Raw genomic sequence first — 22,292 nt, 5'->3', positions numbered from 1 at the left:
AATTTACTAAATGACCGCTATTTAGCAGCAGCCAATGTGCTTTATATCAGTCTACACTAATCCGGTAGCTCTCTACCGCAACATTTGAGGTATATAATGACAACTCAGAAGTCAAAGATTATCTATACGAAAACTGATGAAGCTCCCGCGCTGGCAACATACTCATTGCTACCAATAGTTGAGTCGTTCGCTTCATCTGCTGACATTGAAATCGAACTTAGCGATATATCATTAGCAGCACGTATTTTGGCCAATTTTGCTGATTATTTGAGTGACGAGCAGAAAGTACCTGATGCCCTAGCAGAGTTGGGCGAGCTCACACAAGACGCAGCAACGAATATCATTAAGTTACCTAATATCAGTGCTTCTAAGCCACAACTTAAAGCTGCTATAAAAGAATTGAACGATAAAGGGTTCAATGTACCGGCTTACCCCGAAGACCCAGCGACTGATGAAGAAAAAGACATCGAAGCGCGTTACTCTAAAGTATTAGGCAGTGCCGTAAACCCAGTGCTTCGTGAAGGTAACTCTGACCGCCGTGCGCCTAAAGCAGTAAAAAGCTATGCACGCAAAAATCCACATTCAATGGGAGCGTGGAGCCAAGCGTCACAAACTCATGTTGCCCACATGCGCGGCGGTGATTTTTACTCAGGTGAAAAGTCTGTAACGGTGAAAAACGCCGGTCATGTGCGCATCGAATTCACTGACAATAACGGTCAAGTAAACGTATTGAAGCCACGAGTTGATTTGCTTGCTGGCGAAGTGATTGATGGCATGTTTATGAGCAAGAAAGCCCTTTGTGATTTCTTCGAAGAACAAATTGAAGATGCAAAGCAAACCGGTATTCTTTTCTCATTGCATGTTAAAGCGACCATGATGAAGGTGTCTCACCCGATTGTATTCGGTCATTGTGTTAAAGTGTTCTACAAGAAATTATTTGAAAAGCACGCTGCGTTATTTGAAGAATTAGGTGTAGATGCTAACAATGGTTTGGGCAGTGTTTATGACAAGATAGCCACTTTACCCGAGTCTCAGCGCGCTGAAATTCAAAAAGATATTAATGCCTGCTACGCTGACCGTCCTCCTATTGCGATGGTTAACTCAGATAAAGGTATTTCTAACCTTCACGTACCAAGTGACGTAATCGTTGATGCTTCAATGCCAGCAATGATCCGTTCTTCTGGGCAAATGTGGGGTCCTGATGGAAAACTGCATGATACTAAAGCGGTTATCCCAGAAAGCACTTACGCGACTATCTATCAAGAGATGATCAACTTCTGTAAAACCCACGGTGCATTTGATCCCACCACTATGGGGTCTGTCTCAAACGTTGGTTTGATGGCGCAAAAAGCGGAAGAATACGGCTCTCACGACAAAACATTTGAAATGACAGGTGCTGGTAAAGTACGTGTCATTGATCAAGACGAGAATGTGTTGATTGAGCATGACGTAGAAGAGGGCGATATTTGGCGTATGTGTCAGGCGAAAGACGCGCCTGTCCAAGATTGGGTTAAATTAGCAGTTAACCGCGCGCGCCAATCTGGCGACCCGGCAATTTTTTGGTTAGATGATGAGCGTGCTCATGATGCTCAGCTAATCGAAAAAGTGAATACCTACTTGAAAGATCACGATACAGAAGGCTTGCACATTGAGATAATGGCGCCTGTGCGTGCTATTCGTTATTCAATGGAACGCGCCCTTCGCGGATTAGACACGATTTCTGTAACAGGTAACGTTTTACGCGACTACCTAACAGATTTGTTCCCTATTCTTGAATTGGGCACCAGTGCAAAAATGTTGTCTATCGTACCTTTGATGGCCGGTGGTGGTTTGTTTGAAACAGGCGCTGGCGGTAGTGCTCCTAAGCACGTTCAGCAGTTTGTTGAAGAAGGTCACCTACGTTGGGATTCACTCGGTGAGTTTTTAGCAATTGCTGTATCAATTGAAGATTTGGCAATCAAAAATGACAATGCGAAAGCGAAAGTATTGGCTAAAGCATTAGATGCCGCGACCGAGAAATTGCTAAACGAAGGTAAATCACCTCAGCGTAAAGCAGGGCAACTTGATAACCGAGGCAGTCATTTCTATCTTGCGATGTATTGGGCTGAAGCGTTGTCGACGCAAGCTGAAGATGCGTCATTAGCGGCTAAATTTGCGCCATTTTTCAAAGCGCTTAGCAGCAACGAAGCTAAAATTGTTGCTGAGATTGATGCAACTCAAGGTTCGCCAGAAAACATTGGTGGGTATTACTACCCAGATGATGCATTGCTGACCCAAGCAATGTGCCCAAGTGCAACATTGAACACCATTCTAAAAGATTATAAATAAAAATTTTTAATTAAGCATAAAAAAGCAGACCTTCAGGTCTGCTTTTTTTATGACCAATCTTTTATTGTTCGGGCTCACCGTTAAAGTCGATGTTTTCAGCGTGTAGACCCTTAGGGCCTTGCTGCACATCATACTTAACTTCTTGCCCGGCTTTCAACGAGCGGTAACCTTCCATTTGGATAGTTGAGTAATGAGCAAAAATATCATCACCACCATCTTCTGGAACGATAAAACCAAACCCTTTTGCGTTGTTAAACCATTTTACTTTGCCAACAGCCATACTTCTGCTTCCTTTTAATCCCTTGAACTGACGCATATTTATCCCCACAATGAACCATGGGAAAGGCGAAAATGTTAAAATAACAGATGTCGCACTAGAAAATGTAGATTTTTTAACCTGTTTTTGTCAAGGGTAAATTGATAAATAAACGAATGTTAATAAAACTGCAAAATTTGCACTAAGGGCACTATTCTTCTTATTATGAGCAAAGACAACACAATAAACATAGAGCGTGAAAAGCAGCTAGACACGGTTAAGCAAAAGTTAGCGCCACCACCCATGTATAAAGTTTTGCTGAATAACGATGATTACACACCGATGGATTTCGTGATCGAAGTATTGGTTAGGTTTTTCAACTTGGACTCAGAAAAAGCCCATCAAATTATGTTGACCGTGCACTATCGAGGTCGAGCAGTATGCGGGGTTTACACCGCCGAGATTGCCGAAACAAAAGTAATGCAAGTCACCCAGTATGCCAAGAAGCATCAACACCCGTTGATGTGCACTATGGAACAGGTTTAGCGCAGTAAGAGGGTCTAAAAATGTTAAATAAAGAATTAGAACAAACGTTAAATGAAGCGTTTATCTTTGCTCGAGAGCATAGACACGAGTTCATGACAGTCGAGCACCTTCTGTTGGCTTTGCTTGACAATGGCTCTGCAACCGAAGCACTACAGGCGTGTGGTGCAAATGTCGATATTATCAAAAAAGAGTTAACCGATTTTGTAAAAGACACTACGCCATTATTACTTGAGGACGCAAATAACGAACGCGAGACTCAGCCCACTTTGGGCTTTCAGCGGGTATTGCAACGTGCGGTATTTCACGTTCAATCTTCGGGTAAAGAAGAAGTGACAGGAGCCAACGTTCTGGTTGCTATTTTTAGCGAGCAGGAATCGCAGGCAGTATATATTCTGAAAAAAGCCGATGTTACTCGCCTTGATGTGGTTAACTTTATTTCCCACGGCGTGTCCAAGAATGATGAAGAGACACCGCATTCTATTGAGCAGGACGAAGAGGGGGCAGGTCAAGAATCTGGTTCGTCTATGCTAGATCAGTATTCCACGAATCTAAATGAGCTCGCCAAAGAGGGAAAAATTGATCCTCTGATTGGGCGTGACTTTGAGGTGGAGCGCAGTATTCAAATACTCTGTCGTCGCCGAAAGAACAACCCTTTATTGGTAGGTGAAGCAGGTGTAGGTAAAACAGCGATTGCGGAAGGCTTAGCCTTTAGAATTGTTCACAATGATGTGCCTGACGTCATCGCTAACGCCGTAATTTACTCTCTGGACATGGGTACCCTCTTAGCGGGCACTAAATACCGTGGTGACTTCGAGAAGCGCCTTAAAGGGATATTGAAAGAGTTAGCTAAGGATCCCGATGCAATTTTGTTTATTGACGAAATTCACACCATCATTGGCGCGGGTGCAGCATCTGGCGGAGTCATGGATGCATCAAACCTATTAAAGCCCAAATTAAGTAGCGGAGAGCTGCGCTGTATGGGCTCGACCACGTATCAAGAGTACCAAGGTATTTTTGAGAAAGATCGTGCATTAGCACGTCGCTTCCAGAAAGTGGATGTTATCGAACCGTCAGTGGCTGATACCACAAAAATATTGATGGGCCTTAAGTCTCGGTATGAGGAGCATCACAGTGTGCGCTTCACGCAGAAAGCGATTCGCGCCGCGGCAGAGTTGTCAGCGAAATATATCAATGAACGCCACTTGCCAGATAAAGCAATTGACGTAATGGATGAGGCCGGGGCAAGTCAGCGCCTATTGCCGCCCTCGAAACGCAAGAAAACCATTGGTGTGACGGATATTGAGCACATCATTTCAAAAATTGCGCGTATCCCTGAAAAGTCTGTGTCATCCAGTGACAAAGAATCGTTGAAAAATCTTGATAGAGATTTAAAATTGGTGGTGTTTGGTCAAGATCAAGCAATCGATACATTGACTGACGCTATCCGTTTGTCTCGAGCAGGCCTCGGTGCAGAAACCAAGCCAATTGGTAGCTTTTTGTTTGCTGGCCCAACGGGGGTTGGTAAAACGGAAATTACCCAACAGCTTTCAAATATTATGGGCGTTGAGTTATTACGCTTTGATATGTCTGAATACATGGAACGTCACGCAGTGAGCCGTTTAATTGGTGCGCCCCCAGGGTATGTAGGCTTTGATCAAGGCGGGTTACTGACGGATGCTGTGATTAAGCACCCTCATTCTGTGGTGCTGCTGGATGAAATTGAAAAAGCCCATTCAGACGTGTTTAACATCCTATTGCAGGTAATGGACCACGGAACACTGACAGACAACAATGGCCGTAAGGTGGACTTCCGCAATGTTATTTTGGTGATGACCACGAATGCTGGGGTACAGGAAACTATTCGTAAATCGATTGGTTTCAAGCAACAAGATCATAGCCATGATGCAATGTCTGAAATCAATAAAGTGTTTACCCCCGAGTTTAGGAACCGTTTAGACGCGATTGTGTGGTTCAATCACTTGGAGCAAGACGTGATATTGCAAGTCGTTGATAAGTTTATTATTGAGCTGCAAGTTCAGTTGGATAACCAAGGTGTATCTTTGGAAGTAACAAACGAAGCAAGGCAGTGGTTAGCGCAAGAAGGCTATGATAGAAACATGGGCGCGCGTCCTATGTCTCGTGTTATTCAACAGCAGGTCAAGAAAGAGCTTGCCAGTGAATTGCTGTTTGGTGAACTTAGCCAGGGTGGAAGCGTCAAGATTTCGTTGAAGAACAAGAAACTGGTTTTCACTTTCAAAGCGTTGAAAGAAGAGAAATCTGAAGCCTAGAAAGCTGAGCAGGTAAGTGTGGGGGCCAAACGGCCCTCACCACTAAATTACAGACATAGAAAAAGGCCCAATGTTTTAGCAACATTGGGCCTTTTCTTTTACTGTATTCTAACGAGCGCGGTAAATAATACGCCCTTTAGATAAATCATATGGCGTCATTTCACATGTTACTTTGTCGCCTGTTAAGATGCGGATATAGTTCTTACGCATCTTTCCTGAAATATGTGCAGTAACAACGTGACCGTTTTCTAATTCGACACGAAACATAGTATTTGGAAGGGTATCCAACACTGTACCTTCCATTTCAATACAATCTTCTTTCGCCATGTAGCTCTGTTACCTCTGTAAATAATAAGTCTCAAAAATGCCGCGCAGATTTTGCCCAATAACGACGGCCGTGTAAAGCTTTACCAGTCTTTTTTTGAAATTAGCTGCCATTTTTGCTCAATAAAGCGCTCGTGGGGCAAAAAATTGCGCTTATACTGCATCTTCTGACAGTTATCGATTTGATAGCCTAAATATAAATGTTGTTTGTTTAACCGCTTGGCTATCGAAATTTGCTGCAATACCGCAAACGTACCTAACGAACGCTCAGCTAAAGAAGGTTCGAAAAAAGTGTAAACTGCCGAAAGTGCGTTTTCCAATGCGTCAGTTACAGCAATGCCGACTAATTCACCTGCCAAGTGTAACTCAATGTAAAGTGGGTCTAACCAATCACCATGGGCAAAGCTTGCGTATTGCTCTGGCGTGGCAGGGTACATGCTGCCGTCTTGGTGCCGCGTATTGATGTATTTCTCATATAAGGAGTAATAGTGGGCTTTGTCTTGCTCACTGAGTACGACCGTTATATCGCTGTTACGTTTGAGGATACGCTTTTGGCCTTTGGATGGTGCGAAGTTAGCTACTGGCACGCGAATAGCCTGACAAGCAGTGCAGGCGCTACAATGGGGGCGATAAACCTGAGCACCACTTCGGCGAAAACCAGCGGCCATTAGCATTTCATAATAGGTGTTGTGCTCTGTTTCCTCTGCGTACACGAGCAGTGTTTCCTGCTCATCAGGCAAGTAACTGCAAGGAAAACTCTGACTAATTCCAAATTTCATTATGGTTGCGTTAATTCTCTAGGAAGCCACAACGATTGATCCATTGGGTGTTTCACTGCTTCTTTGAGTCTGTTTAAAAACTCAGCCCTTGGCATTTCGATGCATCCTAGGCTAGCCAAATGATCATTCTGTAACTGACAATCAATGAACTCACAGCCGTTTAGGCGTAAAAGTTCCACTAAGTAAAACATAGCAAGCTTGGACGCGTTCGTCGCATAGTGAAACATTGATTCACCGCAAAATACATTACCGGGGGTAACACCGTATAAGCCGCCAACGAGTTCTTCATCATCCCATACTTCAATTGAGTGCGCGCCACCGCAGCGATGCAATGCTATGTAGGCATTGATCATGTCATCCGTGATCCAAGTTCCCGAAGATTGCCGTTTTACTTTGGCGCATGCATATATGACTTCATCAAAGCGCCGATTGACTGTGACGCGCAATGATGTTTTTCGAATAAATTTCCTTAAGCTCTTCGACACGCTAAAATTATCTAAAGGCAAAATGCCTCGCGGGTCTGGTGACCACCATAAAATTGGTTCATTCACACTGAACCAAGGAAATATACCTTGCTGATAAGCATGTAATAAGCGGCTTACCGACAAATCACCGCCAAAAGCGAGCAGGCCGGGAGGGTCGGTTAACGCGTGAGCAGGCGGGGGGAAATGCAAGGATTTATCTAATTGAAACAGTTCAATCATACTGACTCAGTGAAGTAAAAGGCCTCATGTGAGGCCTTATCTGTAGAACGTTTATAGGGCGTCTAAGAATTTCTCAGCATCTAGTGCTGCCATACATCCTGTGCCAGCTGATGTAATGGCTTGGCGATATACATGGTCACTTACATCACCTGCAGCAAATACACCCTCAACACTGGTTTGTGTTGCATTACCGGCGGTGCCACTGTTCACTTTGATATACCCGTCTTTCATCTCCAATTGGCCTTCAAATATCCCCGTATTCGGTTGATGACCAATAGCAACAAACAGCCCCATTACATCTAGCTCTTTACTTTCATCAGAGGTGGTCGACTTGATGCGCACACCCGTGACGCCCATTTGGTCGCCAAGCACTTCATCAAGCGTGCTATTCAAGTGTAGGGTTACGTTGCCGTTCTCTGCTTTATCTAATAAGCGTTGAGATAGTATCTTTTCGCTTCTAAAGGTGTCACGTCTATGAATAACATGCACTTCTGATGCGATATTAGATAAATAAAGCGCTTCTTCAACGGCTGTGTTACCGCCGCCAATCACAGCAACTTTTTGGTTACGATAAAAGAAACCATCACAAGTAGCACAGGCCGAAACACCTTTACCCATAAATGCTGTTTCTGATTCCATTCCTAAATATTTTGCGGACGCCCCAGTGCAAATAATCAGTGAATCACAAGTGTAGGTACCTGCATCACCCACTAAGGTGAACGGGCGTTTTGTCAGATCTGTTTTATTGATGTGATCAAAAATGATTTCAGTATCGAATTTTTCAGCGTGCTGCTGCATACGAACCATTAAATCAGGACCTGTTAGTCCTTCAGCATCGCCGGGCCAGTTCTCTACTTCAGTTGTCGTGGTTAATTGCCCACCTTGCTGAATGCCAGTTAACAGTACAGGGTTTAAGTTTGCGCGCGCCGCATAAACAGCAGCCGAGTAACCCGCAGGACCCGAGCCTAAAATAAGTAATTTTACGTGTCTTGATTCAGACATGAATGTCTCCAAAGTAATTTTGTGGGCGATTTTATGCAATAGCGCCAATGAGGTAAAGCGGTTCTCTTTTTATTACGCATAGAAATGCGTCTATACAGGTAACTTTCAATCTTTATGATATGAAAAATTAACTATAAGTAATATTTCATTGTTATTTAGGCCGAACTAATCCTAAGGATAACTTTCTAAACAGTGATCTTTTCGCTAATATTCTGAGTAACTCTGAACTGGGCATGTAATTTTATTAAGTAGGTTATCATGGCACAAACCGTATTTACTTTATTTAAAGATGGCCAGCAATATATGCAAACTTGGCCAATTAAAAAGGAACTGTATCCACTGTTTCCTGAATGTCGGGTTATTTCCGCCACTAAATTCGCCATTAAAACCATGCCACCTTTGGCAGTACTAACTGTCGCATCTGCTTATTCAATTACTGGGGTAGAGACCTTGCCCAATGCTGTGGCCATGGGTATTTTCTTTTTATCTATCCCTGTACAAGGACTGTTGTGGTTAGGCCATCGGGCTAATCAATGGCTTCCCCCTACGACCTCGAGTTGGTATCGCGATATCCATCAGAAGATGCAACAGCAAGGTTGTAAAGTTGGGGGGGCTAAATCTCGTCCGAAATACAAAGAGCTTGCTGTTTTACTCAAAACTGCATTTGACGATCTCGATAAGGCCTTTACTCAGCGCTGGTTCTAATCGTTTTTTGTTTCTGCGCAAGTCAACACGCTATGACACTGGCGGCAGATATACTGTTGCTGCTGCCGTTTAACTTTGTTGTGCCGTCTTATGCTGAGCTGAACTTCACCACATGCGCATCGATAGGGAAATCGCTTTCCGCTCACTTTAGTCACATCCATTTGATGGTAGGTATGGCCTGTTAACCCAAATATTTGTTGCATTATCCCTCGCCACTCTTTGCCGTGTGGCTTCACTCGCCCATAGAGGTTAAATACCACTAAATGTGCGACTTCATGGGGCACTACCTCGTTGATGAATGTAGTGTAATTGTCTGTCAAAAGAACCGGATTAAAACGCAACTCGTTCGATTGCAAGCGTGCACAACCGGCTATTCTACCTCTTTGGTTAAAGTGTATCTTAGGCATAGCTAGGTTGCTTTGCAGTTGCGTATTTGCTTGCTCCATGCAAATACGCACGCGTTCTACAACATTGCTTTGCATGTCTATCTGATTAAGTGAGGTAGTGGGGATGGAAGCCGTGTTCATTATCGGGCGCTTACTGTGCACTTATGAAGTAGAATGGTTTGAGGAATAATTAGCAGGCCAATGTATTATTCAATAAAAATAACACATTGACGCGGCTAAAAGATTTACTAAATATCGCAGGTTAGGCAAAAAGCGTAAACGCCCCGAGGATCATTAAGTTTTGCCACATTATCGAAATCGGCTGTTACTTTGTTGATCAGGCTCATTAGCTTACTGTCACTTTGAGCAAACTGGGTCCTCGCTAACATAACAGAGGCATTTGAGAATAACTCTTTCCAAAATAACTCACTGCTATTTAAAGAGCGCTCTACATAGGTAACGTCATATTCTGATAAATTAGCGCGGGCTGCCGCCGCAGAGACTGCGTCATCAATATAGCCGAGGTGGTCGACCAAGTTTAATTTCAAAGCGGTCTCACCAATCCACACACGACCTTGCGCTATGTTGTCCACCGATTCCTTGCTCATGTGACGTTCCTCAGCCACCAAAGATATAAATTGATCGTAGCCATGCTCAATACTGCGCTGCAATACTTGACCCATTTTCGGGTCAATGCCGCGAGTAATCCCCATGCCTGCGAAGTCAGTTGTACCCACACCATCGGTATGCACTCCAAGGTAATCCAGTGTGTTTTCAAAACTAACGAACATACCGAATATACCGATTGAGCCGGTTATCGTACTCGGTGCAGCCCAAATCTCATCGGCACTGGCTGAAATCCAATAGCCACCTGATGCAGCATAGGTACTCATGAGTGCAACTACTGGTTTACCCGCTGCCTTGAGGTTTTCAATTTCTTGCCGAATGATCTCAGAAGCAAATGCGCTCCCCCCTGGTGAATCCACATATAAAACTACCGATTTTATACTGTCGTCTAAACGCGCTTTGCGCAGTAATTCTGCGGTGCTATCTCCCCCAACGGTACCGGGTTTTTGCTCGCCGTTTAAAATCGTTCCTTTGGCAACCACGACGCCGACTTTATCAATACCAGTATTTAAATGGGGAAGGGGTGGGTTAACAATGTGTAAGTAATGTTTAAAGGTGATATTGGTATAACCGAGTTTGGCGTCTTCGTCTTTGCCCACGACCGACACAAGCTCTTGCAGCACTTGTTCTCGTGTTTTTAAACCGTCTACCCAGCCGTTGTCTAAGGCATACTGGGCGAAATCACCATTTGCGTCTTCAAACTTAACCATAAACTCATCTACTTTTTCGTCGAAGTTATCGGTAGACAGCCCTCTGGCTTCAGCAACGCTGTTTTTGTATTGTGACCACATACTGTTTAACCATGCCTTGTTGGCTTCTTTAGCGGGTTGTGACATGTCGTCGCGAAGCAGGGGTTCAACCGCTGACTTGTAAGTACCGACTTTGAATACGTGAGTGGTTGCTTTGATTTTCTCTAGGGCTGATTTGTAATACATGCCGAAACGACCATACCCTTCAAATAACATCCATCCCATGGGGTTCATGTAAACGTGGTCAGCATGACTGGCAATGTAATATTGCTCTTGAGTGTAGTAGTCACCGATGGCGTAAACGGGTTTTTCACTGAGTTTAAAATCGTCTATTGCTTGTGCAACCTGTTCAAGCTTGTCAAGACCTGCGCCGCTGAGTTCGTGCAAGTCGAGTACGAGTGCTTTAATTCGTCTGTCTTGCTTAGCGTTATCCAACGTGAGCAATATATCTTGTAACAAAACCTCAGGTTTTTCGTTTGCTTGACCTAAAGCTTCTTGCATAAACGCTTCGAAAGGATCAATGGCGTGCTTCTGAATAACGATGTCACCCTTGAGATTCAGCACTAATGCTGAATCTTGTTTCACACCTATTTGCCCGTTGTCCCTAAAAAATAACGAGATTATGCCTATGGCAATAACGAGAAAGATAAGATTAAAGAATAACTTACGGCTAAAATTGAGTACTGACCAGATGCCGCCAAATAGCGCCTTGGTCCAACTTTTATCGGTTGACATATAAAATTTGGTTCACTTACATAAAAACAATAATGCATCCTAACGAAAATCTTTACTCGTTAGAATCTACAAGTGTAAATTAATGTAACTTTTGCTGATTTTTACTGCAGAGATATTACCGTTAGCGACATTTTAACGAATTTTACATTTTTCATTTACGCTTGAATCTGTGAAAAAAATCGTATAATCATTAGGTAGGCGCATCTGCCAATCAACCATTGGAGACGAATGATGTCAATACACCATAAAATTAACTACATCGAAATTCCTGTCAAAGATATACGTATCACAAAGGCTTTTTTCACTGCGGTATTTGGCTGGGAGTTTACTGACTATGGTCAAGAATACACGGCCTTCACCGGTGCAGGCATTGACGGTGGTATGTTTAGTGCGCAGAAATGTGTATCAACCGACAATGGTAGTGTTTTAGTTGTCCTTTATAGCGAAGATTTAGCAGCGACTCAGGCCGAGATCAAAGCGCATGGAGGAAAGATAGTACAAGATGTATTTAGTTTTCCTGGCGGGCATCGCTTTCATTTCTGCGACCCTTGCGGTAATGAGTATGCGGTGTGGAGTGACAAGTAGTGCCTTAGAAGGAGCCAGTCATTGGCTCCTTTGCACAGAACTAGCTGCGTACCGCTTATCCTTGAAACCCTTCATCGGGTAATAAATTCTTACCTGACGCCGCATCTCGTGCTAACACGTCGCATCGTTCGTTCATGGGGTGCCCCGAATGGCCTTTTACCCAATGCCATTTAACGTCATGTCGACCAACTTGCTCATCCAAGCGTTTCCATAAATCAACGTTCTTAACCGGTTTTTTATCTGATGTACGCCAACCATTCTTGCGCCAATTCTTTATCCATTGATTGATGCCGTTTTTTACATATTGACTGTCGGTGGTTAAATCAACTTTACACGTCTCTGTTAGGCTAGCTAACGCTTCAATCGTGGCCAGCAGCTCCATTCGATTATTCGTGGTGTGAACAAAGCCTTGGCTTAATTCTTTACTGTGCTGATTGAATAATAGCACCGCGCCATAACCACCTGGCCCTGGATTACCCAGGCAAGAACCGTCAGTATAAATTTCTATGTGTTTCATTTCACTTATCAATCATTTAAAATTTTTCGCAGTATAATGTAATCAACACTTAACGTCAGCCCGAAACAAATAGAGAAAACATGAGACAAATCGTACTTGATACAGAAACGACCGGTATCGATCCTAGGCAAGGTCATAGAATCATTGAAATAGGCTGTGTGGAGTTATTAAATCGCCGCTTAACAGGTAACACGTTTCATGTGTACGTTAATCCCCAAAGACTCATTGAACAAGAAGCGATAGAGGTTCACGGTATTACTAACGAGTATCTGTTAGACAAACCGCTTTTTGCAGATGTTGCTGCTGATTTTGTAAAGTTCATCAGTGGCGCTCAGCTCGTTATTCATAATGCGCCGTTTGATGTGGGCTTTATGGATCACGAGTTTGCTCGTGTTGCTGCGATGGCGGGCAAAAAAACGAGTGATATGTGTACCGTGTTAGATACACTCGAAATGGCGCGGCAAATTCACCCGGGTCAGAAAAACAATCTAGATGCTTTGTGTAAACGCTACGGTATAGACAACTCCCATCGAGAATTGCACGGCGCATTATTGGATTCCGAGATACTCGCTGACGTTTATCTAATGATGACTGGCGGGCAAACGGATCTTAATTTGTCCGGTAAGTCGAACTCCGATGGCGGCAGTCAGGTTGAACGTATTCGCAGGCTTGATCCTCAGTTAAATCAGTTAAAGGTTTTACGCGCCACAGCCGATGAATTAGTAGAGCACGAGAAGCGTTTAGATCTGGTTAATAAAGAAGGCGGTTCTTGTTTGTGGCGTGAATAAGCGCCAATTTTCAACACATTTGGGATGCTATGTTAAAATGTCTGTTATTTAGTGCGCTTATATTACCTGCTTTTGTTAGCGCACAAACGCCTCAAGCAGAACAGGCCCCATCCAATCCACTTACGTCTTTAGGTAATGACTTTCAAAACAGTATTGAGCTTTTACAAAACCGTTTTCGTATTGATTTCGAGGTGGATGAAATTACCATGGTCTTTTTTCGCGAATACGGTAGTTTACCTGTTGTATTAGTAAAGCCCGATGGCAGTAAAATCTATCAGTCTCAAGCTGATGGCGAAGATATTTTTTGGTTCGATACTGCAACCTATGACATGGTCAGTATTAAAAAACCGATGCCAGGCCCTTGGCAAGCGATAGGCGAAATTGAGCCGGGTAGCCGAGTGATGGTGATTAGTGAGCTATCGCTTCATGCACAGCCGTTACCCAGTGTTATCTTCTCTGGCGAGATTCTCAAGCAAACCGCTTATCTCACCAATGGTGGCGAGCCCATCAATTACACCGAGTTTAGAGACGTCGTTACGCTCAACATGCAATTCTTCAGCACAAACAATCCAGACAGTAATAATTTTGGTGCTGACTCGCAAACTATTGCAACATTTGAAGACAATGGCCAGGGGATGGACGAAATTCCGCTGGATGGCACATTCACTGGACAGTTTAATTTGTCAGTGGCTGCTGGTGAGTGGATCCCTACTTTTATGGTAAGCACGCCAATGTTCTCACGAGAGCAAGTGGGCGAGCCGGTGATGCTATATCCCAATCCCATTCATATTACGGTTGAGCAAAATGGCGGGGGAGGTGGATACCACAAGCTGATGGTCGATGCAGACCGGGAACATATCGATATGTCATCCCTGTTGATTGACGGTAAAGTCAAATTTCCAAATGGCGATATTCAAAACTTTTCCATTACTGACGAATCACCGGATATACGTGAGTACCTGATCGTCAATTATGAATATGGTGTTTATCGCGTGAAGTTAACTGCATTTGGTAAGACCATAGATGGCCGTGACCTTATTCTGGATGTGCCCGAATTTAGTTTCTTAACAGAAGAGCCTTTTGTAGAGCCTGTGATAGATGAAACGGCAACAGGGGAAGGCACTCAAGTCACTGATGAACAAAGTCAGCCATTGATGGCACAACCTCAGCTCGACGCTGAACCCGAAATGGAAACATCGACCTTGATCATGTTGATAGTCGGTATCAATGTATTTCTATTAATTGTGGGGGGGGCGCTAATTTGGTTTGTTACCAGAGAAAAACCGCTCACGGTTAGCGAGGTTTTAAACCAGAACACAGAACAAAGTGACGCGAGCGAGAGTAAACCAGGATGGTTTGCACGGCTTAAATTGCGCTTTGCACGTAAAAAAGACGATGCACAAGGGGAAAGTGGTAAAGCCGATAAGAAGCAAAAGGAAGCCTCGAAGAAAGATAGCCCTAAGAAAAAAGCCTAATGTTGAATGCATTTTGGTCAAATTGCTCACTGCGTAGGCAAACAAACGAAAATATTGAAATTAAGCGATAAAATCCAGAAAAAGCAGTTGACTCGATACGGGGTTAACCGTATTATCTGCGCCGCGGTTGAGGGGAAGGTCCTAGATTAACTTCTTAACTCGTTGAAAGTATTAAAGAAACTGGAGCGGTAGTTCAGTTGGTTAGAATACCGGCCTGTCACGCCGGGGGTCGCGAGTTCGAGTCTCGTCCGTTCCGCCAATTTCTTTTAATATTTTCGGTTTTGAAACAGCGGAGCGGTAGTTCAGTTGGTTAGAATACCGGCCTGTCACGCCGGGGGTCGCGAGTTCGAGTCTCGTCCGTTCCGCCAATTTCAAAACAACAAAAATTATATGGGGAGCGGTAGTTCAGTTGGTTAGAATACCGGCCTGTCACGCCGGGGGTCGCGAGTTCGAGTCTCGTCCGTTCCGCCATTAATTTTTCTTCTTTTTTTATCCCAGTTTTATTCTACGTTATCTTCGCCGATTCTTGGCAAATATTTGAAACAACTTATCTTGTGTGATGCTTAGCTATGTGGCTGAAATTCATGTCATTATCGTATGCTTAAGGTAAACTGCTTGTTCTGAATTTTATCGTGTTGATGTTATATTTTTGCACGAACGATTGACGAATAGGTGGGTTAGTTTGATCTTACTGATGTTTTATATTGTTTTGGCTTTGGGAGTATCTTTTATATGCTCAATTGCAGAAGCCGTGATATTGAGTGTGTCCTCTGCTTATATATCTGTGCTTGAGAAGCAAAAACACAAAAGTGGAGAACTCCTACGCCAGCAAGTTCAAAATATCAATAACCCTCTGGCAGCAATTCTTACTTTGAACACAGTGGCCCACACCATGGGGGCTGCGGGGGCTGGAGCCCAAGCGGTTGCCGTCTTTGGCGAAGTGTACATGGGCGTTATCTCTGCTATTTTAACCCTGTTCATTCTGGTCTTTTCAGAAATCATCCCAAAAACAATGGGCGCCACCTACTGGCGAAAGCTAGCCCCTGCCACAGCGTATTTTCTTAAGTACCTAATCTTGTGCCTCTACCCGTTTGTACTGCTGGCGAACAAGCTGACGGCGGGGTTTAGCGATGACTCGCCCTTAAAAGGACTGAGTAAAGCCGAATTGGCGGTGTTAACGGATGAATCCTATCAAGAAGGGCAAATAGCAAAGCAAGAGGCGAATATATTGCAGAACTTGTTGGCCCTTGATGAACTCAAAATAAAAAGTGCCATGACCCATCGTACGGTTATTTTTTCTGTTCCAGAAAACATGACGGTCGAAGCGTTTTATCATAAACATGGAACAATTGAATTTTCCCGTATTCCGATTTATGAGCAATCAGAACCAGAGAAAATAACGGGTTACGTATTAAAAAAAGACATTTTGTTAGCCATGATCCGCAAAAATGAAAAGAACCCACTGAGCGTATATCGCAAGGACATGGTCACGCTGTTAAGCAGTATGCCACTGTCAGCAGCTTTGCATCCATTACATACCAGGCGCGCTAATATGCTATTAGTGGTGGACGAATATGGTGGCTTAGAGGGTATTTTGACCGACGAAGATTTGACTGAATCTTTACTCGGGGTGGAAATCGTCGATGAAAACGATAAAAACGTGAGTATGAAAAAATTAGCGAGGTTGATGTGGCGTCGCCGTGAACGCGCGGCTTTGCATAAAACATCACAAACAAAATCATAAACGACAGCTAAAGACTGACATCAAAGGTAAGAACGAATATATGCATGAACTGCTGAAATGTGACCATTTATCTAAACAGTATGACGATGGTAAAGAAAGTGTTCAGATACTAAATAATGTAAATCTAAGCGTGAATACATCTGAACAGCTCGCCATTATTGGCAGTTCAGGCTCAGGAAAAAGTACTTTATTACACTTACTTGGGGCATTGGATCAGCCCACATCGGGCACCGTACTTTTTGAACAACAGGATATCTTTTCCTTCACAAGTGCCGAACAGGCGAAATTTCGTAATCAATCACTCGGCTTTGTCTATCAAGCTCATCATTTATTACCTGAATTTAGTGCGCTGGAAAATGTGGCTATGCCTCGCTTGATTGCCAATGAAAAACGCGAAGAAGCGATGCACCATGCACAGAATATGCTTGAAAAGGTCGGTTTAGCCCACCGCTTAACACACAGACCAAGTATGTTATCTGGCGGAGAGCGACAACGCGTGGCGATCGCCAGAGCATTGGTTAATCAGCCAAAATTAGTGTTAGCCGACGAGCCAACGGGTAACTTGGACACCAAAACCGGTGAAGGGATCTATCAGTTGTTGAATGAATTGCGTGACATCAGCCAAACAAGTTTTATCGTGGTCACCCATGATATTCAGTTAGCGAAACGCCTCGACCGTTCTCTGCGTTTAGTCAATGGGCAACTTAGCCCACAACTCGATTAAAAGTAGAAATTAGATGAATTTGATTTTTCAATTGGCGTGGCGATTTCGCAGCAGTAAGCAGCAAAATGGCTACATTTCGTTTATTTCTGCTTCGTCAACATTTGGCATAGCCTTAGGCTGTTTCGTACTGATTTTGTTGCTATCTGTTATGAATGGCTTTGAACGAGAACTTAAAGACCGACTTTTATCAATCATTCCACATGGTGAACTATATGCTGTCAGTAGTCAGGGTATTTCCGATTGGCAAAAAGAAGTAACAGCCTTACAGTCAGACCCGCGCATTGAGTCTGTTCAGCCCTACACAAAGGCCACGGGCATGTTGCAGAAAGGCAAAAAAATGAAAGCCATTGAGTTAGTGGGCATCGATACTAAGTACGCAGAAAATGACGGTATGCTTAGCAGTGTACCAGCGGAGCAATGGCAGGCGTTTAGCGCCAATCAGCAGGGCGTAATGCTGGGGGCTGGAGCGATGGCTAAACTTGGTATTTCGTTAGGCGATAAAGTGAAACTGCTGCTACCTCAGTTAAGTGATGACTTGTCCATTCGGGCTCCTAAAACACTTTGGTTAACCGTGGTCGGTGAAGTTAAAATTGGCGGTGAGTTAGATAATCACATTGGCTATATGCATTTGCCATTGGCCTCAGAAACCCTAGGGGTCACTCATGGCGTGCAAGGTCTGCGTTTTCGCTATCACGACCCATTCGCCGCCCCCATGATTACCCGTGAGATCGGTTACGGTTTCCCCCATGAAGTCTTCATGTCTGATTGGACTCGGACCCAAGGTCACTTATACCAAGATATTCAATTGGTGCGTGTGGTGGTGTATATCACGTTGATACTTGTGATAGGTGTGGCGTGTTTTAATATTGTGTCGACGTTAGTGATGGCGGTAAACGAGAAGCAATCTGAAATTGCCATGCTCAAAACAATGGGTACAACCGACCGCAGTATTATTCTGATTTTTATGCTCCAGGGCCTCATAAATGGCCTAATAGGCACTGTAATTGGTTTAGTTTGCGGCGTTTTAATGGCGTTAAATTTATCTTCGGTCGCTCAAGGTATTGAACGTCTAACAGGTTTTCAGTTTTTATCCGGGGATATTTACTTTATCAACTTTTTACCGTCTGCCTTGAAATGGCACGAGGTCTATATTACCGGCTTCATCGCTATCACATTGACCTTGCTGGCAACTCTTTATCCTGCGCGCAAGGCAGCTAGGGTTAACCCCGCCACTGTTTTGGGGCATTAGAAGGGTAGCTAGCTTAACCTTAAAACTTAACCATAAAAAAAGGCAGTGCGTTTTTAATGCACTGCCTTTTATCATTCTATGGCTCGCATTGTTAGCGGCCGCTCATGATGAGCAACGGCTAACTCGCTTTTGGCGAATGCAATGTTTCTTCCTCTTTACCTGCGTCAGGATCCTTGTATCTGTCAATGTCAAATTCCCCCTCACTTTTGGCGACGATGCAGGCCACCATACAGTCACCTGTCACGTTAACCGAGGTGCGTGTCATATCGAGTAAACGATCAACGCCAATAATTAAAGCAATGCCTTCAACCGGCAAATTGACTTGTTGTAGCACCATGGCCAGCATGATCAAACCAACACCAGGCACACCCGCTGTACCAACGGATGCTAGTGTTGCGGTCACTATCACCATCATGTAATCGCCTAGGGATAAATCGATACCATAAACCTGTGCGATGAACACCGTTGCCACGCCTTGCATAATCGCGGTGCCATCCATGTTTATTGTCGCGCCAAGAGGAATGGTGAAAGATGCAACAGAAGGCTTAACGCCAAGTTTATTGGTTGCCGTTTCTAGCGTAACCGGCAAGGTCGCGCCGCTGCTTGAGGTACTAAAAGCGAAAATGGCTGCGTCACGCATCTTTCGCAATAAGATGATTGGACTGAGTCCACTTAAAAGCTTCAAAATAATGGGGTATGACACAAACGCATGCACCATTAGTACGAACATCACTAGCAAGAAGTATTTAAGCAAACCGGCAATGGTATCAAAACCGATGGTGGCGAAAAGTTTGGCCATTAAAACAAATACGCCATATGGCGCTAGGTTCATTAATATAGTGACCAGTTTCATCACTACTTCGCTAAGATCTTCAAACATAGACGTTAAACGTTTACCTGCTTCACCCGCCATCGACATAGCCACGCCGAATAACACCGAAAACACGATGATTTGTAGCATATTACCTTCCGCCATCGCGCTGACTGGGTTTGAAGGCATCATATTGATAATGACTTGACCAAGACTCGGGGCCTCTTTTGCTTGATAGGCAGCGTCCGTGGTCATGCTAATCGATTCACCTGGGGAGACCAAAAGTGCAAAACCAACCGCTAGAGAAATGGCAATGGCGGTTGTGCCGATATAAAGCAGAATAGACTTGCCGCCTAAACGCCCTAGTTTACTGGGATCCGACAAACTTGCGGTACCGCAAACCAATGAGACAAACACCAAGGGCACGACAAGCATTTTGAGGCTGGCGATAAAAATTTGCCCGACAACATTAAATATACCATCGACTAAAAGTCCATACGTAGAAACCTCTAACCCAAATACACTAAACGAAAAATCTCCGCTATCATCAAACAGTTGCTGGAGAAGGCCACCGATAACGATACCGGCCAGCATGCCGAAAAATATTCTGGCTGTTAAACTGAATTTTTCGGGGTTGGAGGGGAGGGATTGGCTCATGATTTTCCTGAATTTATTATTATTGCCCATAGGTTAGCAAGTTTGCCCAATAAGCTGAACAATTAAAATGTTCATATGTGTGACACACCGCATTGGTTAACTGTTAAAAACAAAGGACTATTTATATGTATCAACGAACAAGATTGCTTTTAAGCAGCTTTATATTGTTTACTTTATTTGCCTGTGGGGGAGGCGGCTCTGATTCAATCACCCGGGGCGAGACACCTAACTCAGGTGATAACCCAAGCGAGACCACTACCTATTCAATTGCCCTAACCTTAACAGATTCAAACCAGCAAACGGCTTCGCAACTAAGTGCGTCTACCCCGCTAACGCTAACTGCTCGGGTAACCGACAATACAGGGGCTATCGCGACAGATAAGCTTGTCACCTTTACCTTCAGCCCAGAAGGCTTAGCTGATTTTAATAATGACTCAGGTACTGCTTCAACCGGCACAACAGGTGAGGCCAGCATAACTTTATTGGTGGGGGGAAACTCAGGCTCTGGAGAGGTTATAGCAACCCTCACTGGCGGAGAGTCAGCTAGCACAACCTTTACCTCACAAGGCACTACACAAGTGAATGAACAGCCAAGCTCGCTCGACTTATTTGCAGGTGCAGTACAATTGCCTTCTAGCGGCACAGACAGCATAGCGCTAATCGCACTGCTTAAAAATGCGCAAAACGTTTTGATGGAAGGAGTTGATGTGGTGTTCTCAGCTGATGCTGACGCGGCGTTACTGATTACGCAGGGCACAACAGGCAATGATGGCCAAGCAACGGCGTCATTGACGACGCAAAATAACCGTCAGAATCGTGATATTCAAGTGACAGCCACAAGTGGCACGTTAAGCCAGACTTTATTGATATCTGTTATAGGCACCACGGTGAATATTGATGGTCCAAGTTCAGTCATATTGAACGACCCCGTTGATTTAACCATTAGCTTACTTGACTCAGATGGCAATGGTATAGCCAATCAGCAGGTTAACTTATCGGCTGCTAACGGGCTGTTAAGCACCACCACACCGACGACAGGCACCAATGGTCAAGTCACTGTTACTTATACAGGCAATACATCTGGAGTTGAGACGATTTCGGCCAGTGCCCTGAACGATGAGAGTGAATTCACTTTGGCGGTTCAAGCGGATAACTTTAGCTTCACCAGTGTACCTACTGAAGAGGTTAACCTGAACGACGCTCAGTCCCTTGGGTTAACGTGGTTATCAAACAACATTGCGGTTTCGGGTGCTCAAGTAACGTTGACCACCTCAAGAGGGGCCATAGCCACGCGCACTAAAAATACGGATAGTGATGGCTTAGTGAGTTTCTCTATCTCATCTGATAATGCGGGGTTTGCAACGGTTTCAGCGACGGGCACGGACAGTGACGGCAATCAAGTGACGGCGCGCACTCAAATAGAATTCGTTGCAACGGTAGCGGATAACATCATAGTGGATGCCACACCTGACTCTATCGGCCCCACAGGTGAAATTAGTACCATTAGCGCAGTGGTGCGCGATGCTCGAGGCAATTTGGTCAAAGGCAAAACCATTAACTTTTTACTGGATGATGTGAGCGGTGGGCAAATTTCACCGAATCAAGCCACAACGGATAGAAGCGGCATTGCGAAAACGGTGTATACCTCAAATGCATTAAGCACATTTGAAGGGGTGAAGGTGTACGGCACAGTAGATGATACCCAAAGCGTGTCGGCCTTCACTTTGTTAACGGTGGGTGACAAGCCGTTTGATATCGTCTTTGGTACGGGCAATACCATTCAATCGCCCACTGAATCATCTTACACAAAAGAGTTCTCAGCGTTTGTAACCGACCCTGATTCTAACCCGGTGGAAAATGCCAATATTACCTTTTCAGCGCCGCCAAAGCCTTTCAAACAAGGGGGAACGTACGAGAAAGGATTCTGGATGTTTAATACCACTACTAACATCTGGAATAAAAATGTTACGGCGGTGTGTGATAACGAAGATGTTAACGGAAATGGTATTCTTGACGAAGGTGAAGATATAAACGGTGATGAACAATTAACACCTGGCAACGTTGTAGCAGTTCAATCTCAGGGGACGACGGATGAAAATGGCCAGGTAGTATTTACCCTTAGTTATCCAAAAGCGTTTGGAGCATGGACAACCGTATCCATTACCGCTAACGGTGAATCTCAAGGCAGCGAGTCATCTGAGCAACATGATTATGGCTTAGGCGTAGCAGCGGACGATTTAACAGACTCAGCGTCAGCACCTCCCGCAAATCCTTATGGTGAGTCAGCCAACTGCAACGACATTTTATAAACAG

20 protein-coding genes and 3 tRNA genes are annotated in these 22,292 nt (G+C 44.2%); 14 read left to right on the top strand and 9 right to left on the bottom strand.

The annotated features are described in order from the left end of the window. The first annotated feature begins 96 nt into the window (after window positions 1-96). Window positions 97-2,328 carry an NADP-dependent isocitrate dehydrogenase gene (locus tag AC0L6N_RS09900; RefSeq protein WP_473480949.1) on the top strand — a complete coding sequence of 744 codons (2,232 nt, stop codon included), beginning with the start codon at window positions 97-99 and terminating at the stop codon, window positions 2,326-2,328. 61 nt (window positions 2,329-2,389) lie between these two features. Here the strand turns inward: AC0L6N_RS09900 and cspD are convergent, their stop codons facing one another. Then, window positions 2,390-2,608 carry a cold shock domain-containing protein CspD gene (gene cspD, locus AC0L6N_RS09895; RefSeq protein ID WP_006990872.1) on the bottom strand — a complete coding sequence of 73 codons (219 nt, stop codon included), beginning with the start codon at window positions 2,606-2,608 and terminating at the stop codon, window positions 2,390-2,392. Window positions 2,609-2,809: 201 nt separating this feature from the next. On the opposite strand from cspD, the gene clpS reads away from it, so the two are divergent. Next, a complete protein-coding gene (gene clpS / locus AC0L6N_RS09890) occupies window positions 2,810-3,130 on the top strand; it encodes an ATP-dependent Clp protease adapter ClpS (protein WP_006990871.1) in 321 nt (106 codons plus the stop codon). A gap of 20 nt (window positions 3,131-3,150) precedes the next feature. Next, a complete protein-coding gene (clpA, locus tag AC0L6N_RS09885) occupies window positions 3,151-5,418 on the top strand; it encodes an ATP-dependent Clp protease ATP-binding subunit ClpA (protein WP_011575169.1) in 2,268 nt (755 codons plus the stop codon). 108 nt (window positions 5,419-5,526) lie between these two features. On the opposite strand, the gene infA is transcribed toward clpA, so the two are convergent. The 4 genes from infA to trxB form a co-directional block, all read right to left on the bottom strand. Further along, entirely contained in the window at window positions 5,527-5,745 is a 219-nt protein-coding gene (gene infA / locus AC0L6N_RS09880; RefSeq protein ID WP_006990869.1) for a translation initiation factor IF-1, read from the bottom strand. An 80-nt stretch (window positions 5,746-5,825) separates the two neighbouring features. Then, a complete protein-coding gene (locus AC0L6N_RS09875; protein WP_473480947.1) occupies window positions 5,826-6,521 on the bottom strand; it encodes an arginyltransferase in 696 nt (231 codons plus the stop codon). Beyond that, on the bottom strand, window positions 6,521-7,225 hold the full coding sequence (gene aat, locus AC0L6N_RS09870; protein ID WP_473480945.1) for a leucyl/phenylalanyl-tRNA--protein transferase: 705 nt from the start codon (window positions 7,223-7,225) through the stop codon (window positions 6,521-6,523). Before aat ends, AC0L6N_RS09875 begins: the two co-directional genes overlap by 1 nt. 51 nt (window positions 7,226-7,276) lie before the next feature. After that, entirely contained in the window at window positions 7,277-8,227 is a 951-nt protein-coding gene (gene trxB / locus AC0L6N_RS09865; RefSeq protein WP_006990866.1) for a thioredoxin-disulfide reductase, read from the bottom strand. 258 nt (window positions 8,228-8,485) lie between these two features. On the opposite strand from trxB, the gene yfbV reads away from it, so the two are divergent. After that, window positions 8,486-8,932, top strand: coding sequence for a terminus macrodomain insulation protein YfbV (yfbV, locus tag AC0L6N_RS09860; protein WP_473480943.1), 447 nt, complete (start codon window positions 8,486-8,488; stop codon window positions 8,930-8,932). On the opposite strand, the gene AC0L6N_RS09855 is transcribed toward yfbV, so the two are convergent. Both AC0L6N_RS09855 and sppA read right to left on the bottom strand, forming a co-directional pair. Next, a complete protein-coding gene (locus tag AC0L6N_RS09855) occupies window positions 8,929-9,459 on the bottom strand; it encodes a SprT family zinc-dependent metalloprotease (RefSeq protein ID WP_473480942.1) in 531 nt (176 codons plus the stop codon). The genes yfbV and AC0L6N_RS09855 overlap by 4 nt on opposite strands. 107 nt (window positions 9,460-9,566) lie before the next feature. After that, complete coding sequence (gene sppA, locus AC0L6N_RS09850) at window positions 9,567-11,429, bottom strand: signal peptide peptidase SppA (protein ID WP_473480940.1); 1,863 nt, start codon at window positions 11,427-11,429, stop codon at window positions 9,567-9,569. A gap of 231 nt (window positions 11,430-11,660) precedes the next feature. On the opposite strand from sppA, the gene AC0L6N_RS09845 reads away from it, so the two are divergent. Next, window positions 11,661-12,014 (top strand): VOC family protein, encoded by a 354-nt coding sequence (locus AC0L6N_RS09845; protein ID WP_473481306.1) that lies wholly within the window; start codon window positions 11,661-11,663, stop codon window positions 12,012-12,014. A 55-nt stretch (window positions 12,015-12,069) separates the two neighbouring features. Here AC0L6N_RS09845 and rnhA read toward each other — a convergent pair whose 3' ends face one another. Then, on the bottom strand, window positions 12,070-12,531 hold the full coding sequence (rnhA, locus tag AC0L6N_RS09840; protein WP_473480939.1) for a ribonuclease HI: 462 nt from the start codon (window positions 12,529-12,531) through the stop codon (window positions 12,070-12,072). 80 nt (window positions 12,532-12,611) lie between these two features. Between rnhA and dnaQ the strand changes: the two genes are divergently transcribed. The 8 genes from dnaQ to lolE all read left to right on the top strand — a co-directional run bounded on the left by dnaQ (window position 12,612) and on the right by lolE (window position 18,511). Beyond that, on the top strand, window positions 12,612-13,319 hold the full coding sequence (dnaQ, locus tag AC0L6N_RS09835) for a DNA polymerase III subunit epsilon (protein ID WP_011575161.1): 708 nt from the start codon (window positions 12,612-12,614) through the stop codon (window positions 13,317-13,319). 29 nt (window positions 13,320-13,348) lie between these two features. Further along, window positions 13,349-14,794, top strand: a complete 1,446-nt coding sequence (locus AC0L6N_RS09830; protein ID WP_473480937.1) for a TIGR03503 family protein — start codon at window positions 13,349-13,351, stop codon at window positions 14,792-14,794. Window positions 14,795-14,976: 182 nt separating this feature from the next. Next, window positions 14,977-15,053: transfer RNA gene (locus AC0L6N_RS09825), tRNA-Asp, on the top strand. A 32-nt stretch (window positions 15,054-15,085) separates the two neighbouring features. Then, window positions 15,086-15,162 (top strand) — tRNA-Asp (locus tag AC0L6N_RS09820). A 26-nt stretch (window positions 15,163-15,188) separates the two neighbouring features. Then, a tRNA-Asp gene (locus tag AC0L6N_RS09815) sits at window positions 15,189-15,265 on the top strand. A gap of 211 nt (window positions 15,266-15,476) precedes the next feature. Continuing rightward, window positions 15,477-16,538 (top strand): CNNM domain-containing protein, encoded by a 1,062-nt coding sequence (locus AC0L6N_RS09810; RefSeq protein ID WP_041713771.1) that lies wholly within the window; start codon window positions 15,477-15,479, stop codon window positions 16,536-16,538. 40 nt (window positions 16,539-16,578) lie between these two features. Further along, window positions 16,579-17,262 carry a lipoprotein-releasing ABC transporter ATP-binding protein LolD gene (gene lolD / locus AC0L6N_RS09805; protein ID WP_006990856.1) on the top strand — a complete coding sequence of 228 codons (684 nt, stop codon included), beginning with the start codon at window positions 16,579-16,581 and terminating at the stop codon, window positions 17,260-17,262. Window positions 17,263-17,275: 13 nt separating this feature from the next. Next, window positions 17,276-18,511, top strand: coding sequence for a lipoprotein-releasing ABC transporter permease subunit LolE (gene lolE, locus AC0L6N_RS09800; protein WP_473480935.1), 1,236 nt, complete (start codon window positions 17,276-17,278; stop codon window positions 18,509-18,511). 118 nt (window positions 18,512-18,629) lie between these two features. Here the strand turns inward: lolE and AC0L6N_RS09795 are convergent, their stop codons facing one another. Then, window positions 18,630-19,979: a dicarboxylate/amino acid:cation symporter gene (locus AC0L6N_RS09795; protein ID WP_011575156.1), complete on the bottom strand. Its 1,350-nt coding sequence runs from the start codon at window positions 19,977-19,979 to the stop codon at window positions 18,630-18,632. Window positions 19,980-20,104: 125 nt separating this feature from the next. On the opposite strand from AC0L6N_RS09795, the gene AC0L6N_RS09790 reads away from it, so the two are divergent. After that, window positions 20,105-22,288, top strand: a complete 2,184-nt coding sequence (locus tag AC0L6N_RS09790; RefSeq protein WP_473480933.1) for an Ig-like domain-containing protein — start codon at window positions 20,105-20,107, stop codon at window positions 22,286-22,288. Window positions 22,289-22,292 lie beyond the last annotated feature (4 nt).

The organism is Paraglaciecola sp. G1-13 (assembly GCF_055809255.1).
The sequence above is the reverse complement of the archived record's forward strand: the minus strand, read 5'-3'. Positions and strand labels throughout refer to the sequence as shown.